Raw genomic sequence first — 15,349 nt, forward strand, 5'->3', positions numbered from 1 at the left:
GTGGTTACAGTGTTGTAGAGGTGTGAGTGGGGTTGTAAGTCACGGAATCAGGACATAAGTTATGCGGATGAAGTGGATTTGGATGCCGTGTTTATGAAACACAGTGTCCCCATGTACTGGCTGGATCCGAGCAGTGGCGAAATTATAGAAGCAAACCCGGCTGCTGTATCATTTTACGGCTATGAAGCTGCCCTTTTTGAGGGTATGAAGATAGATGAAATCAATACACTTAGCCCCAAACAAGTGGCTGAAGAGATGGCCTTGGCAAAGCAGGAGGGTCGTAACTATTTTATTTTCAGGCACCGTTTGGCAGACGGAGATATACGCACGGTCGAAATACATTCGCATCCATTTAAACGACATGGAAAGCTTTTATTGCTTTCAGTCGTACATGATATTACACCTGGCCGGAACCTTGATCACGGACTTTGGCATTACAAGCAACGCCTTGAAGAATTGGTAGAAGAACAGACGGCCGACGTTAACCAGCGCAATCGTGTCATTATCCTGTTGTTGCTGGCTGGGCTTGCGTTGTCGGTGTTTACGATTGTGGTTTTAACCTATCTGATGCGACAGCGACAAAAGGCAGAAGCGGAAACCCGGCGTTTCAGATCCATTGCTGAAAGCGCGATGTACGGTAATTTGATTACGGACTTGCGGGGTCATGTACTCTATTGCAATCCTTTCTTTGCCAATATTCATGGCTATACGGTGCAGGAGCTGAAGGGAAAGCATCTGTCTGTTTTTCATTGCTCTGAGCAGATGCCGGCAGTAGAAACGCTTTTATCCCAACTGAAGCAACAAGACTATTTTCCACCGACTGAAGTGTGGCATTACAATCGTAACGGTTATGAGTTCCCGATGCTGATGAGCGGTATTGTGATGCCGAATGACCAGGGGCAGCCGGCTTATCTCGCTACAGCAGCCATCGATTTAACCGATCATTTCAATGAGCGCCAGCAGGCTGAAAGGTTATTGATCAGTGCCAAGGAAGAGGCAGAAAACGCCAGCCGGGTGAAGTCAGAATTTCTTGCCAATATGAGTCACGAGATCCGGACTCCGCTTAATGCCATTATCGGGCTCAGCGAGCTACAGATAGCCGAGTCTTTGCCAGAGCGGTCACATCATCGTGCACGAGAGATTTACCAGTCAGGCGAGCTATTGCTGGGGATTGTGAATGACCTGTTGGACTTTTCAGAGATAGAGTCGAAAACATTGGTGATTAAAGCCGATCCTTTCAGGCTTTCGGATGTCATCAGCCAGCTCAATACCCTTTTCGGTCCATTAAGTCGGCAAAAAGGGGTGGAGTTGTTATTTACGATCCAGCATAACCTGCCTCAGTGGTATACAGGTGATCGAGTACGCCTGACACAGGTGATGACCAACCTGCTGGGTAATGCCGTGAAGTTTACCGAACAGGGAAAAATTGAGCTGCAGATTGAGGGCGAATGCCTGTCAGACGAGCGTACGAGGCTTGTGTTCAGGGTAAAGGACAGCGGTATTGGCATGACTCAAGAGCAGCAAAAAAAGCTGTTTCAGGCATTCAGCCAGGCCGACACCTCTATCACGCGCCGTCATGGCGGTGCCGGTTTAGGACTCTCAATCAGTCAACGCCTGGTTTTGTTGATGGGTGGAGAAAGCATCCATGTAGAAAGCGAAGCAGGTGTCGGCAGCTGCTTCTGCTTTGAGTTATGCCTGCCGATCGCACAGGTGCAGACATCCTCGGGTGATCAGTCCGAAACCGATCATCTCTGTGATGAGACTGCGCCTGTCGGCGATTTTATAGAGCCCGGCTTATGGAGACCCGTTAGCCTGTTCAAGAATCAGCGGGTGCTGGTGGTAGAAGACAACCCGGTTAACCAGCAGGTGGTTCAGTCCCAGCTTGAACAGATGGGGCTTGGAGTTGAGCTGGCCAGTGATGGTGCCGAGGGTGTTGAGCGTGTGCGGCAGGGTGGTGTGGATTTGGTACTAATGGATATCCAGATGCCTGTGATGGATGGTTATGAAGCGACCAAAGCCATACGCAGCTTTAATCAGGATATACCGGTTGTCGCATTGACGGCAGCAGCCCTGATTGAAGACCGAGACAAGGCACTGAATGCCGGCATGAATGACCATTTGGGCAAGCCCTTTTCGGGACAGCAACTGTTCAAAATGCTAGAACAGTGGCTTGAGTTGGCACCAATGGTTCAACAGTCAGAGGAGAGTGCGACGGCGCCGGAACCGCAGCCCGCAGCAGGGCAACCGGTCAGCCCAGCTGCCAAAAACAGGTTGCTCATTGTTGATGATGTTGCCACGAACATCCGTATTTTGGCCAACCTGCTAAAGGATGAATATACGATTCAGGTGGCCAACAATGGCCAAAAAGCGCTTGAAATAGCGCAAGGCAATCACCCGCCTGACCTGATCCTCCTGGATATTTTGATGCCCGATATGGACGGCTACGCTGTCTGCCGCGAATTGAAGCAAAAGCCGGAGACCAGCAAAATTCCGGTGATCTTTGTGAGCGCCCTGGGTGAGGTTGAGGATGAGTCCAGGGGGCTTGCGCTGGGTGCAGTGGATTACATCACCAAGCCCTTTCATGCTCAGGTTGTGAAAGCGCGTGTGCGTAACCACATGAGCTTGAAGCTCAAAACGGATCTGCTCGAAAACCTTTCGAATTTTGATGGGTTGACGCAATTAGCCAACAGGCGCCGTTTTGATGAAGTATTACAATCTGAAGCGAGACGTTTGTCACGCAGCGGTAAGCCTTTGGCATTGATCATGCTGGATATCGACTTTTTCAAACCTTTCAATGATAACTATGGCCATGGCAAGGGTGATGAATGCTTGATCAAGGTTGCAACAGCTCTGCAGCAGGTAACGCAGCGCCCGGGTGACCTGGTTGCGCGTTATGGTGGTGAAGAATTTGTGGTCGTTTTGCCGGAAACTGACATCGCCGGTGCCGCCAAAGTTGCTGAAGCGATGCGCCGTGCAGTTGAGAGTTTGAACTATCCGCATGAATATTCATCCATCGCGGATCATGTAACGGTAAGTGTTGGTTATGCGGCGGCAGAGTTGAAACAGGGTCCAGCAGAGGCGCTGTTGGAGCAGGCAGACCACGCATTATATCGCGCGAAGAGTGCCGGACGTAATCGTGTAGTCGGTACAAGTTAATCGGCCCGAAATTCCTTTTTACAGCCTGCACACGTCTGCGAGTTCGATCAAACAATCATGCTCTCCTTCCCTATTGGCTTTTGTTGTTATGTTATAACAAAGGTTATAGTATACACATCCCTTTCTCCAACGTACTAAAGCTGTAAAACCATGAAAATGAAATCAACTTTACTTCGCACATTGCCCTTGGCTGTATTCGTGGCCGGTACCGCTCAGGCGGAGCTGTCGGCCCCCGATATCAGCCTCACGATTGATGCCTATCACAAGTCTACGGATACGGCTTTGGGTGGCCGTACAGAAGGCTGGGGGCTGAGCCATACGGAGCTGGCGCTCAAGCAACAGTTTGGTAACCTGATGAGCGGCAAACTGACCGCCGTTATGGAAGCCAATGAGGAGGAAACCGATTTCAGTATTGAAGAAGCCTACCTGCAGACGCTGTCATTGCCGGCAGGAATGACGCTGCGGGGTGGCCGCTTTCTGTCGGATATCGGCTATCTGAATGGTCAGCATCCGCATGCTGACAGTTTTGTTGAGCGCCCGCTGCTGTATCGCGCCTTTTTGGGTGGTCACTATTACGACGACGGTCTTGGGTTGAGCCTGGTTATGCCCACGGATCTTTACTGGCGCATCAGTGCCGAGGCATTTGATGGCGACCAGCTGAGTGAAACCGATAGTGGTCGTACGGTGGGAACCTGGGCTCTGTCGACCAGCCTGGGCGGTGATTTGAGTGATTCTCAAAGCTGGCAGGCCGGCTTCAGCTACCTGCGTAACCGCACACTGGAAGCGGGTGAGCATGATGAACATGACCACCACGACCATCACGACCATGAAGAAGAAGGGCATGGTCACAGCCATGGTGCCGAATATACCGGCAAGCATATGTACCTGGCCGATTTGGTGTGGAAATGGGCGCCTCAGGGCAATAATCGCAACCAGCAGCTGACACTTTCAGCCGAATATGCTCGCGTCACCGACCCGAATGAATATGCCAACAGTAAGGAGTATCACGAGGGCTGGTACGGTTCGGCGGTGTATCGCTTTGCACCTCAGTGGAGTGCAGGGCTGCGTCATGGACGCCTGGATGTACAGATGGGGCATGATGATCACTTCCATGAAGGTGCGCTGGAAGAGACTGCTGTGATGCTGGCCTGGAATCCGAGCCACACCCAGACACTTCGACTGCAGTACACTCATCAAAATGTACGTCAGGACTGGGATGATACCTTTGATGCGGCAGCTGATGATGTCCTGACGCTGCAGTACATCATCAGCTTTGGTGCTCATGATGCGCATTCGTTCTAGTCTGACCGGCCTTGCGCTGGTGGCGGCATTACTGCCGCTGCCAGCTCAGGCACTTGAGATCTTTGCCTGTGAGCCCGAGTGGGCAGCACTGGCTCAAGCACTGGCGCCGGAGGCGCGTATCAGCAGTGCAACCCATGCCTATCAGGATCCGCACTATATCGAAGCGCGGCCGAGCCTGATCGCCCGGTTGCGCCGTGCGGATCTGGCCATCTGCAGTGGTGCCTCGCTCGAAGCCGGCTGGCTGCCGGCGCTGCAGCAGCGAGCTGCCAACCCAAAGGTACAGCCGGGACGTGCGGGAATGCTGTTTGCGGCTGAACATGTCGAAACGCTTGATCAGCTCGATCATGTCCCCTTCGGTGCCGGTGACGTGCACCCGGAGGGCAATCCGCACCTGCACCTTGATCCGGAGCGAATCCGGCAGGTGGCGGCGGTGCTGAGTGAGCGTCTGGGCCGGGCTGATCCTGAGCAGGCCGTCCGGTACCGTGCGGCCTACCTGCGTTGGTCCCTGAGCTGGCAGCAGCGCATGAATCAATGGCGTGAACGTGCGGAGCCGCTGCGCGGTCGTACGCTTGTGGTTCAACACAGTACCTTCGATTACTTCTGGCGTTGGCTGGGATTGGAGGTGGTGGCCGATCTGGAACCCAAGCCGGGTGTGCCACCGACTCCGGGTCATTTGGCATCACTGGTCGAGGATGTGAAGGCAGAACAACCGCTGGCCATTGTGCACAGCTGGTATCAGGACCCGCAAAGTGCTCAGTGGCTTGCCCAAAAAACCGGACTGCCGGTGTTGGCACTGCCGTCCACAACCGCGCCAGAGCAGGGGATAGAACGGCTGGATCAGTTGTTCGATCATCTGCTGGCGCAGCTGCTGGAGCAGGTTGATGCTGGCTGAAGTTGGACTGTTACTGGTTCCGTTGGCGGCAGGGCTGCTGGTACTGTTGACGCATCTGCCGCTGGGCGAGCAGGTGCTCAAACGTGGCATTCTGTTTATCGATCTGGCGGTGGCTCAATTGGCTGCGCTGGGAGCCTTGTTGGCGCAGCAAGGGTGGCCGGATGTGCCATGGGCCGCGCTGGCGGGTGGCACTTTGCTGGCAGTGCTGGGAGCCGGTCTTGTGGGCTGGCTGGCCGCGCGGTATCCAGCTCAGCGTGAGGCGGTTATCGGGTTGCTCTATGCCGGGGCCGCCTGCTCGCTGCTGTTGTTGCTGGCATCCGATCCCCATGCGGGGCATCAACTGGCCCGCAGCCTTAACGGTGATATTCTTTGGGTCAGTTGGAATGACCTGTTGCCGCTGGCGCTGCTGACTGTCGCTTTCTGGACTGTACAGTGGCGGTACTCAAACTGGCTCGGTGCTGCAGGGTTCTATCCCTGTTTTGCGCTGCTGGTCAGCTTCTCGGTGCCGCTGTTGGGCGTTTATCTGGTGTTCGTGACGCTGATTGCACCGGCGCTGGTGGCGCAACTGGCGGGTGGTCGCAGCGCTGCGCTGCTGTGCGGTTGTGCTGGCTACCCGCTGGGGCTCGGCCTGGCGTGGCAGCTTGACTGGCCGGCGGGCGCCACTCTGGTGCTCAGCCTGTTGCTGGCAAGTGTGATCTGGGTGGTACTGTTTGGCCTGAGAGCAGGTTACTCTTCAGGCCAGTCTTCCGCATCATCCGGCAGTTCATAGGGTTGGATGCGGTAGGCTTCCAGTCGGTAGCCTGCCGTTCCCATCTCATGGCTGAACACTTCAGTCGTCAGCCGGCCGCTGATCAGCACCGCATCGTACAGGCTTTCAACCCGTGTGCCGGGCTGGTAGTGCACGTCGATAATCTGGTTGGAAGGCGGTGGCGGCACATGAATACAGGCGCCGAAATAGGGCACCAGAAAAAAGCGATCGACTACGTCACCCACCCCTTCAAGTGGTACCACAAAGCCTGGAATGCTCACCATGCGGCCATCCATCGACTCCACGACTGGGGCTGAAGCCAGTGTCTGCATCATCTGGTCCATGATCTGCTGCGCTTTCGGGCTGTAATCGTCCAATGCATCCAGCTCGGGGCTATTGAATAGCTCTTCAAGTGAGAGGCCATAGTCTTCCGGCATCAAATCATCCCAGCGTATCTCGGCCGCGGTTTCGCCATTGACGATGATCTCGTCATTGGCCTGCAGTGGCTGCAACAGCGAAAGGCCCAGTATCAGAGTAGTCAGTACACGCATTGAGTTCTCCATCAGTTGCGCCGGATCAGACTGTTGGCCAGTGCCATGCGGTAGGCCATGAGGGCCGGTATCAGTCCGCTGAGCACTCCCAGCAGCAGGATGATACCACCAAGTGCCCATTGCTCGGGTGACAGCTTTGCAGGTACTAGCCGCAGGCCAAACAGATCCAGCAGAGGCTGTTGCAGCAGTGTCATCCCGCCCCAAAGCAATAACAGCCCCAGCAACAGGCCACTGAGAGTCAGCAGCAGGCTTTCAGTCATCAGCAGGCTGGCGATGCGCAAGGGGGATGCCCCCAATGCCCGCAGTACGGCAATCTCATGTCGGCGCTGCTGCATACCACTGAGCAATACGGCCAGCATGCCACACAGGCCGATCAGCAGTGCAGCACCGGACACGGCCAGCAATGCTTTTTCGGCCACGCTGACCACTTGCCACAGCTCCTGCAGCGCCACGCCAGGCAAAACGGCAGTGAGGGGATCGTCCCGTCGGTTGTTCAGTTCGCGCTGCAGATGGAAGGTCTGCAGGCGAGATTCAAGGCCCACCAGAACAGCCGTAACTTCTCGGGGTGTCAGGTCGCGCTTGCGGGCCTGCTCGGGCGTGACCTGCATACCCGGCAGGGGAATGCCGGCACGCCAGCCGAGATGAACAGCCTCCAGCCCCTCAAGTGATACCAGCAGGGCCCGATCCAGTGGTGTGCCGGTGGCGGTCAGAATGCCGCTGACCTTGAAGGGCAGATTGTCGTGACGCTTGAAACTGGTGTTGCCGGCACCGTGTGCGATCACCAGGCGATCATCAAGGTTGTAGCCCAGCTCGCGTGCCACCTCGGCACCGATTACTACCGAGAACAGGTCATTCAGCGGGCCACCCTGAGCGAACTCAAGCGGTTGTTTGGCGCCGTAGCGGTAATGTTCAAACAGGCTGTTGTGAGTGCCCACAACACGATAGCCGCGATGTGAGTCGCCCAGTGACAGCGGGACTGTCCAGGCGATGCGCGGGTCATCATTCAGGGCTTCGTAGCTGCTCCAGCGGATATTGCTGGTCGCTGAGCCAATATGAAACACGGAATAGAGCAGCAGTTGTACCGGCCCGGAGCGAGCACCGACAATCAAATCGGTACCAGAGACCGTATCGAAAAAACTCAAACGGCTTTGTTCGCGAATCTGCTGTACACCCAGCAACAGAGCAGTGCTTAGCGCCAGAGTGAACAGTGTCAGCAGTGCGCTGGCACGGCGGCTGGCCAGACTGCGCAGTGCAAGTCGGATCAGCATGAGCCGGCTCCTTCCAGTGTAAGGTGGCGTGAGAAATACTCAGACAGCGCAGGGTCATGGCTGACCAGCAACAGGGTGGTCTCACTCTGAGCCAGCTCATCGAGCAGCAGCTGCATGAAGCGGTCGCGGCTGGCGCCATCCAGTGCCGAGGTGGGTTCATCGGCGATGATCAGATCGGGTGAGCCGATCAGAGCCCGCGCCGCGGCAACACGCTGCTGCTGGCCAATGGACAGTTCTGCCACGGCGCGGCGATCAAACAGCTCCGTTGGCAGTTGCAGCTGTGCCAGCAGGCGCTTCGCTTCCGCTTCTACACTGCCGCTGCGCTGGATTGCCGCCGAGCGGCGTTTTGCGGAGAGGGAGCAGGGCAGGCTGACGTTATCGGTCAGGTTCAGGTAGGGCAGCAGGTTGAATTGCTGGAACAGTACGCCGATCCGATCGGCACGCAAGCGATCGCGGCGGCGCTCGGACAGTCGTCCCAGCGCGTGTTCGGCAACCCTGATTTCGCCTTCAAAGCCGGTCAAGACACCCGCAAGCAGGTTCAGCAGGGTGCTTTTGCCACTGCCGGATGGGCCCTGAATGAACAGGTGCTCACCGGCTGCCAATTGCAGTTGCGGAATCTCCAACACCGGCGCTTGTCCGGGCCAGGCAAAACGCAGGTTGTCGATACTGATGATCGGTTTCATGGCAGCTCAAGCAGGGTTTCGCCCTGACGCAGTTGGCTCAGGTGCTGCCCTGATGGCGTGATCAACTGAACATCCAGTCGCTCGATTCCCGGATAGTGCTGCATCAACGGTAACTGCAATTGTTTCAATTGTGCCGAGTCGGCACAGAGATAGTGATACTCCACCATCAGATCGGCATGTGCCTGGTGCTCATCATCCGCACTGTGATTGTGGTGGTCGTGGGAATGCGAGTGCCCGTGCCCGTCATGAGTATCCGTTTCGGTGAAGGGTTGGTGCAATGCGACCTTACTCAGGCTGCAATCGGCTGCAGCCGGGAGTTGCAGCAGATGCTCGGCCTGCTGCAGTTGCTGCTGCAGCCTGGCCCAGTCAGCCTGCTCCTGTTCCGACACCGGACGATGCTCAAACCCGATCAGGTTGGCCAGGGGCGAGCGTACTGACACGGCGAGCATGGGAGGGTCCAGCACCAGATCAAGCTGGGCAACACCGTGTTGGTGTACACCGGCTGCAACAGCTGTCTGCAGCGGGAGCAGGGCGCATAACAGCAGGGGGGGAATCAGTCGCATCTTGGCCTCCGGAAAGCATCTGTCAAAAAGTAAGCGTTACTTTATAACATGATTCAGTACACTCAACGGCACCTGTGACAAGAAACGAAACAAAAAGATCAGCCGTTACAGCAAAAAAAACGCTCTGAAGTAAACATTAATTTAATGTAGCGATGATCTACCTTTATTTCCCTGTTGTATAACCCGGTGAGAGTTTGCAACCACGCGTTCAACCCCTTCCGGTTGTTCGGCACGATCCCATCCCCCGAGGTTAAGACATGTTGTTCAATCGCCATAAATCAGCCCTGCTCAAGGCCAAGGTTCAAATCGCCCATCAGCAGGAAACCCTGAGTGCACTGAACCGACACATGGCGCTGATCGAATTTTCGCCTCAGGGTGAAATTCTTGATGTCAGTGCTCCTTTCTGCAAGGTGATGCGCTATGACCGCGAACAACTGATCGGACAGCATCACCGTATTTTCTGCAGCGAGCAATATAGCGGCAGCACGGCCTACCGGGGCTTTTGGCAGAGCCTGGCTCGGGGTGAAGGCTGCAGCGATCGCTTTCAGCGCTTCAAGGCGTCCGGTGAGGAGGTATGGCTGGAGGCGAGCTATATCCCCGTGCGCAATGAAGCGGGTCAGGTGGTGCGCGTTGTCAAAACAGCGGTAGACGTGACCGATGATGTCAAACGGGAGCAGGAACAGACAAGTATTCTGGGCGCCATCGACCGCTCGATGGCGATTATCGAATTCAATCTTGATGGCAACATCATCAAGGTGAATCGCAACTTCGTCAACACTATGGGCTACAGCGAAAAGGAGCTGATCGGACAGCATCATCGCCTGTTCTGTGACGCCGATTATGCTGCCAGCGAGGCCTACCTTGATTTCTGGCGCAAGCTGAACCGTGGTGAATTTATATCGGATCGTTTCCGGCGCTACGACAAGGCGGGGCGGGAGGTATGGCTACGCGCCAGCTATAACCCGTTGTTCGATGCGACCGGAAAGCTCTACGGTGTGGTCAAGATCGCTTCTGATGTGACCGATCAGGTGGAGCAGCAAAAGGCGGAGCAGCGGGCAGCGCGGATGGCGCTCGAAATTGCAGCCGAAACCGACAGCAATGCTGCACAAGGCGCGGATATCGTCAGCGCGACCGTCAGCATGGTGCAGGGAATCGCCAGCGGACTCAATACGGCTGCAGAAGAAATAGGAGCGCTGAGTCACCAGTCAGACGAGATCGGCAGCATTGTCCATGTGATTCAGGGAATAGCCGAGCAGACCAACCTGCTGGCCCTGAACGCCGCAATAGAAGCCGCGCGTGCAGGCGAAGCGGGGCGCGGCTTTGCCGTCGTGGCAGATGAGGTGCGCAAGCTGGCATCCCGTACTCACGATGCGACTGAAGAGATCAAGCGTGTCGTGGCGCAGAATGGCACGCTGTCGCAAAAAGCGGTAGCCCATATGAGTGGCAGTCGTGATCAGGTTGAGGCCGGTGTAATCAAGGCCGAGCAGGCTGGACAGATGATACAGGGGATTCGTGCCGATGCCCGGCGCGTGGTGGAGGCGATCGGGCAGTTTTCAGATACTTTAAGCGGCTGATGGTGTTCAAAGACAGTAAGTGCAGGCTACCGTATAATCCAGTCCAGTGATTTCTGCCGATTTTGACAATGGAGTGGAGGCAGTATGACGGCCCCCCTGATACCGGATAACGAGAACCAGCGCCTTGCGGAGCTGTATGATTTAAATCTGTTGGATACAGCGCGTGATGCGTCATTCGACAGTCTGACCCAACTTGCTGCTGAGCTGTTTGATGTTCCCATTGCGCTGGTGTCTCTAGTGGACAGGGATCGGCAGTGGTTCAAATCATCCTATGGTTTCTGTGTTACGGAGACCACTCGAGATGTGTCGTTTTGCAGCCATGTAGTCTATAACCAATCCCCTCTGGTCGTGCAGGATGCAAGTCTGGACTCCAGGTTTGCCGACAACCCACTTGTAACGGGTGAGCCTCATATCCGGTTTTATGCCGGCATGCCGATCCGCTCTCCTTCGGGTTTTATTCTGGGAACGCTGTGCCTGATTGATACTCGACCGAGAAACTTTGATACAGAATGCCTCGAACGCCTGAAACTGCTGGCCAACCAAGTCGAGCCGTTGATCAGCCTGCATCGATATACATACTCGCTGGCTGAAGAGGCGGATAGTAACCGTGCGGTTTCGGCCCGTTATCAAGCCATTATCCGGGGTGCAGCAGCCGGCGTAGTGCGCATTAATGGCCGTGGGACCATGTTGGAGGTCAACCACTTCGTCTGCGATATGCTTGGCTACTCTGAAAGAGAACTGCTGGGCAGAAATGTCAAAATGCTGATGCCGCAATCGGTAGCTTTGGCGCATGATGGCTTTTTACACGCCTATCAGACGAGTGGCGATGCCAAAGTCATTGGCAAGGGGCGTGAAGTTGAGGCGCAGCATAAAACAGGAGAACTCATCCCGGTTCACCTGGCGGTCAGCGAAGTACAGCTCGGTACAAAAACTGATGATCATGAACGGCGTCACTTTATCGGCATCCTGTCCGATCTGCGTGATGTCCATGCTGCGCGCAAGCGTGAGCAGAAAGAGCGTGCTTTGCTTGAAGTCTTACATCAGGGCTTGACCGACTACCGGGCGTTGGTATCCGGAAATACGCTGTGGCGCTTTTTGAAAGAGGCTTTGAAGGAGCTCACACAGAGTGAATATGCACTCATCGGTGAGGTCGTTACTCAGGATGACAAGCCGGCACTTAAAATCCATGCCATAACTGATTTGTCCTGGAATGATGAGTCGCGGCGTTTGATGGAGCTTTTGGTCAGTGGCGACATGATGCTGGGTAATCCGCATACCATGCTGGGCCGGGTATTTGCTGGCGGTGAAACCGTGTTGAGCAACGATATGCTGCATGATGAGCGTAACGGGCACTTGCCACAGGGGCATCCGGTGTTGACTCGCTACCTGGGTGTGCCGATCATTGATCGTGGGCAGTTGATTGGCATGTATGCCATTGCCAACGCCCAACACGATTACGATGAAGCCTTGGTCGAATGGCTGAAACCCTTTACCTCGACCTGTGCCTTGTTGATCAATTTGCACCGCCAATTGCGTGAGCAGGAGCGTTTTACCGAAGAGTTGAGGCTTGCCAAAGAACAGGCCGAAACAGCCAGTCAGGCCAAGACGGACTTCCTTTCCTCCATGAGTCATGAGTTGCGCACACCTTTGAACTCAATCCTTGGGTTTGCGCAGTTGCTTGAAAACAGCCGTACCCCTTTGCCAGAGCGCCAGAGGCGTCAGGCGCAGCAGATTATTCGCAGTGGTCGACATCTTTTGGAACTGATCAATGAAGTGTTGGATCTGGCCCGTATAGAGTCTGGCAACATGCAGGTCTCTCTTGAATCCGTCCGGGCGCAGGATGTACTTCAGGATGCAATCGAGATTATCAGACCTCTGGCAGACGAGCGTAACCTCAGTCTTAATCTACCGGATGTGGGGCAGTGTGACGTTTGTATTTTGGGTGACTATACCCGCGTGAAACAGGTGCTGATCAACCTGCTCAGTAATGCTGTTAAATACAACCGTGATGGTGGTTCCATCAGCCTTTACTGTGTGCCCGATGACGGGGTGTACCGCATCACGATATCCGACACGGGCCATGGTATACCGGAATCGCGTCTGGATGAGTTGTTTCAGCCCTTCAATCGCCTGGGGGCTGAATCTGGCAGTATCGAGGGGACCGGGGTAGGCCTGGCCTTGACCCGTAAAGTGGTAGGTTTGATGAATGGTCAGATGGGCGTTGTCAGCCGAGAAGGAGAAGGCAGTGATTTCTGGTTTGAGTTGCCGCTGTGTGCCGGCCATGAGGTGGCATCGACCGAAGATGAGCCATCCATGGTATCGAGGGAAATAACGGAACCTGTTCGCTATCAACATGTGCTGTACATAGAAGATAATCCTGCCAATCAACGTTTGATGCAGGATCTGTTTCATGATTTGCCAGACGTGCAGTTGACCTGTGTTATGGATGCCGAGCAGGGGCTGGAGTTGGCCTTTTCAGAATCACCGGACTTGATCCTGATGGATATTGACCTGCCTGGCATGAATGGTTTTGCTGCCCAGCAGATTCTGGCTCGAAACCCCATGACCCGAAACATTCCAGTGCTTGCCATATCGGCTGCAGCCTCCTCATCCAATCGGCGCCGTGCGCGCGAAGCTGGTTTCGTCGACTATTTGACAAAACCCTTTGATATTCAGGCTCTGGTCGATCAGGTGCGGCATATTCTGTCACAAGGAGAGTCACATTGAGTCTTGCAACCCCGCTGCATATCGATGCTGATATTCTGGTAGTGGATGATAATACCGCCAATGTGGAGTTGCTGCTGGCGCTGCTGGAAGATGAAGGTTACAGCCGGGTAGAAGGCCTCTGTGACCCCAGAAAAGTTGAAGCGCGGGTCGGAAATCGTTGCCCCGATCTTGTTCTGCTGGATGTGCGCATGCCGTATTTGAGCGGTTTTGATGTGATGCAGCAGCTCAATACGATGGGTGAACAGGCTCCGGCCGTGATTATTCTGACAGCCCAGATTGACGATGAAACCCGCTATCGCGCACTTGAACTGGGTGCCCGCGACTTTCTGACCAAGCCCTTTGACCATCTGGAAGTGTTACAGCGGATCAATAATACCCTGCAGTTACAGAAACTGATGACCGAACGGCTGGAGCGGGCCAGTCAGCTTGAACACCTCGTTCAGGAGCGGACTCAGGAGCTGGCGCGCAAAGCCCGGCAGGAACCATTGACCGGCCTGCCCAACCGACGTGCCCTGCGTGAAGTGCTGCAGCAGCAGATTGATGCGCAAAGTGAAACCATCGTCATGTTTCTGGCGATTGAGGGTGTGGACGAGATTGCCCGCATCCACGGGTTCTCGGTTGCGGATCAATTGGCGGCCAAACTGGCACAACGGCTTCAAGCCTTGCCTGAGCTGAACGGCGCAACCTTGGGCGTCTGGAACAGTACCGAATGGGCGTTGCTTGCACGCTGTGTCAGCTCTGATGCAGCCGTTGACCCTGTTGCACAGTCGGTTTTGCGTTGTTTTGAGCAGCCGTTCGAGGTCGAACAGATGTCTCTGCATCCGGGTGTAAGGATAGGTGTCAGCGCCTCCTTGCCCGGACGCAGTGTGGATCAGCTGTTTCGCATGGCCGCACTGGCACTCCCGCCGGCATCAGGACAGTGGCGCGGCTATGATGATCAGCTGGAGCAACAGTTGCAGCGGCGCACAGGAATGCGCAACGCACTGCGCTCAGCCATAGAAAAACAAGAGCTGCAGTTGGCATTTCAGCCCAAAATTGATCTTCAAACCAACCGGATATGCGGTGTGGAAGCGCTTCTGCGCTGGGAAAATCCTGATTATGGACGGGTGTCACCGGCAGAATTCATCCCCCTGGCCGAAGCCAGTGGTGAAATCATCCCTATTGGTGCATGGGTCGCGGAAGAAGCCGTGGCTGCGCTTATGCGTTGGCGTACTCGGGAACAGGTCGATAATCGTTTTTCAATTGCGATCAATGTTGCTCCGCTGCAGCTCGCCCAACCTGATTTTGCCGACTGGCTGATGCAGCTCGCATCGGCTGCCGGTTTGCCATCGGGCTGTCTGGAAATAGAAGTAACCGAGTCCGGTCTGATGCAGGATATGGAGCTTGCGCTGAGGCAGCTGCAGGCCCTGAACAGCGCAGGTTTCAACGTGGCCATTGATGACTTTGGTACCGGTTATTCTTCACTGGCATATCTGAAAAAACTGCCAGTGTCGGTACTCAAAATCGATCGGGCGTTTATCCGTGAGCTGGAAACCAGTGTGCAGGACCAAAAGCTGACGGAAACCGTGGTCGCCATGGCCGCTCATTTCGGTTTCTTGACAGTTGCCGAGGGCGTCGAGAATGAGGCTCAATTGGAACTGCTGCGGAAGATGGGCTGCAATCAGGTACAGGGGTTCTATTTTGCACCGCCATTGAAGGAGTCGGCTTTGATGAAAATGCTTTCAACCGATCAGAGCTGAAAGATTAGCTGTTCATTTTGCGTTCATTTATCGTAGCGAAGCTGATACATTTAAACCGATGTTTATAGTTAGCGAGTAACTATTCAGCTCAAGTTCCTGCAAAAAGTTCTTGACAGGTTTTTTGTCAAAATATCTCCCAGTCCAGT

At 55.0% G+C, this 15,349-nt stretch carries 11 protein-coding genes; 7 read left to right on the plus strand and 4 right to left on the minus strand.

The genetic code is table 11. The features are described from left to right. Positions 1-111: 111 nt before the first annotated feature. The 4 genes from CFI10_RS06875 (at position 112) to CFI10_RS06890 (ending at position 6,119) form a co-directional block, all read left to right on the plus strand. A complete protein-coding gene (locus CFI10_RS06875; protein ID WP_277987755.1) occupies positions 112-3,156 on the plus strand; it encodes a response regulator in 3,045 nt (1,014 codons plus the stop codon). Between the two features lie 186 nt (positions 3,157-3,342). Then, positions 3,343-4,458 (plus strand): hypothetical protein, encoded by a 1,116-nt coding sequence (locus tag CFI10_RS06880; RefSeq protein ID WP_242530145.1) that lies wholly within the window; start codon positions 3,343-3,345, stop codon positions 4,456-4,458. Further along, entirely contained in the window at positions 4,439-5,350 is a 912-nt protein-coding gene (locus CFI10_RS06885) for a metal ABC transporter substrate-binding protein (protein WP_242530146.1), read from the plus strand. The genes CFI10_RS06880 and CFI10_RS06885 overlap by 20 nt, the downstream gene beginning before the upstream one ends. After that, a complete protein-coding gene (locus CFI10_RS06890) occupies positions 5,340-6,119 on the plus strand; it encodes a metal ABC transporter permease (protein ID WP_206840831.1) in 780 nt (259 codons plus the stop codon). The genes CFI10_RS06885 and CFI10_RS06890 overlap by 11 nt, the downstream gene beginning before the upstream one ends. Here CFI10_RS06890 and CFI10_RS06895 read toward each other — a convergent pair. Genes CFI10_RS06895 through CFI10_RS06910 form a run of 4 tightly spaced genes read right to left on the minus strand, consistent with a single transcriptional unit; the run spans position 6,077 to position 9,163 of the window. Next, complete coding sequence (locus CFI10_RS06895; RefSeq protein WP_091827089.1) at positions 6,077-6,649, minus strand: DUF3299 domain-containing protein; 573 nt, start codon at positions 6,647-6,649, stop codon at positions 6,077-6,079. The genes CFI10_RS06890 and CFI10_RS06895 overlap by 43 nt on opposite strands. Before the next feature lie 11 nt (positions 6,650-6,660). Then, positions 6,661-7,917: an ABC transporter permease gene (locus tag CFI10_RS06900; RefSeq protein ID WP_206840832.1), complete on the minus strand. Its 1,257-nt coding sequence runs from the start codon at positions 7,915-7,917 to the stop codon at positions 6,661-6,663. After that, positions 7,911-8,600 carry an ATP-binding cassette domain-containing protein gene (locus CFI10_RS06905; RefSeq protein ID WP_206840834.1) on the minus strand — a complete coding sequence of 230 codons (690 nt, stop codon included), beginning with the start codon at positions 8,598-8,600 and terminating at the stop codon, positions 7,911-7,913. Before CFI10_RS06905 ends, CFI10_RS06900 begins: the two co-directional genes overlap by 7 nt. Then, complete coding sequence (locus CFI10_RS06910) at positions 8,597-9,163, minus strand: ZrgA family zinc uptake protein (protein WP_206840836.1); 567 nt, start codon at positions 9,161-9,163, stop codon at positions 8,597-8,599. The genes CFI10_RS06905 and CFI10_RS06910 overlap by 4 nt, the downstream gene beginning before the upstream one ends. 257 nt (positions 9,164-9,420) lie before the next feature. Between CFI10_RS06910 and CFI10_RS19355 the strand changes: the two genes are divergently transcribed. From CFI10_RS19355 to CFI10_RS06925, 3 genes are all read left to right on the plus strand, one after another. Continuing rightward, complete coding sequence (locus CFI10_RS19355) at positions 9,421-10,737, plus strand: methyl-accepting chemotaxis protein (RefSeq protein ID WP_206840839.1); 1,317 nt, start codon at positions 9,421-9,423, stop codon at positions 10,735-10,737. An 84-nt stretch (positions 10,738-10,821) separates the two neighbouring features. Next, positions 10,822-13,464 (plus strand): GAF domain-containing protein, encoded by a 2,643-nt coding sequence (locus CFI10_RS06920; RefSeq protein WP_206840841.1) that lies wholly within the window; start codon positions 10,822-10,824, stop codon positions 13,462-13,464. After that, entirely contained in the window at positions 13,461-15,203 is a 1,743-nt protein-coding gene (locus tag CFI10_RS06925) for a GGDEF/EAL domain-containing response regulator (RefSeq protein WP_242530147.1), read from the plus strand. The genes CFI10_RS06920 and CFI10_RS06925 overlap by 4 nt, the downstream gene beginning before the upstream one ends. The last annotated feature ends 146 nt before the right edge of the window (positions 15,204-15,349 follow it).

Source organism: Marinobacterium iners (genome assembly GCF_017310015.1).
In the GTDB taxonomy this organism is placed as follows: Bacteria; Pseudomonadota; Gammaproteobacteria; order Pseudomonadales; family Balneatricaceae; genus Marinobacterium; species Marinobacterium iners.

Coding starts and splice junctions, on each gene's coding strand:
- CFI10_RS06875 (WP_277987755.1), top strand. CDS start 112: ATGTACTGGCTGGATCCGAGCAGTGGCGAAATTATAGAAGCAAACCCG.
- CFI10_RS06885 (WP_242530146.1), top strand. CDS start 4,439: ATGATGCGCATTCGTTCTAGTCTGACCGGCCTTGCGCTGGTGGCGGCA.
- CFI10_RS06890 (WP_206840831.1), top strand. CDS start 5,340: ATGCTGGCTGAAGTTGGACTGTTACTGGTTCCGTTGGCGGCAGGGCTG.
- CFI10_RS06895 (WP_091827089.1), bottom strand. CDS start 6,649: ATGCGTGTACTGACTACTCTGATACTGGGCCTTTCGCTGTTGCAGCCA.
- CFI10_RS06900 (WP_206840832.1), bottom strand. CDS start 7,917: ATGCTGATCCGACTTGCACTGCGCAGTCTGGCCAGCCGCCGTGCCAGC.
- CFI10_RS06905 (WP_206840834.1), bottom strand. CDS start 8,600: ATGAAACCGATCATCAGTATCGACAACCTGCGTTTTGCCTGGCCCGGA.
- CFI10_RS06910 (WP_206840836.1), bottom strand. CDS start 9,163: ATGCGACTGATTCCCCCCCTGCTGTTATGCGCCCTGCTCCCGCTGCAG.
- CFI10_RS19355 (WP_206840839.1), top strand. CDS start 9,421: ATGTTGTTCAATCGCCATAAATCAGCCCTGCTCAAGGCCAAGGTTCAA.
- CFI10_RS06920 (WP_206840841.1), top strand. CDS start 10,822: ATGACGGCCCCCCTGATACCGGATAACGAGAACCAGCGCCTTGCGGAG.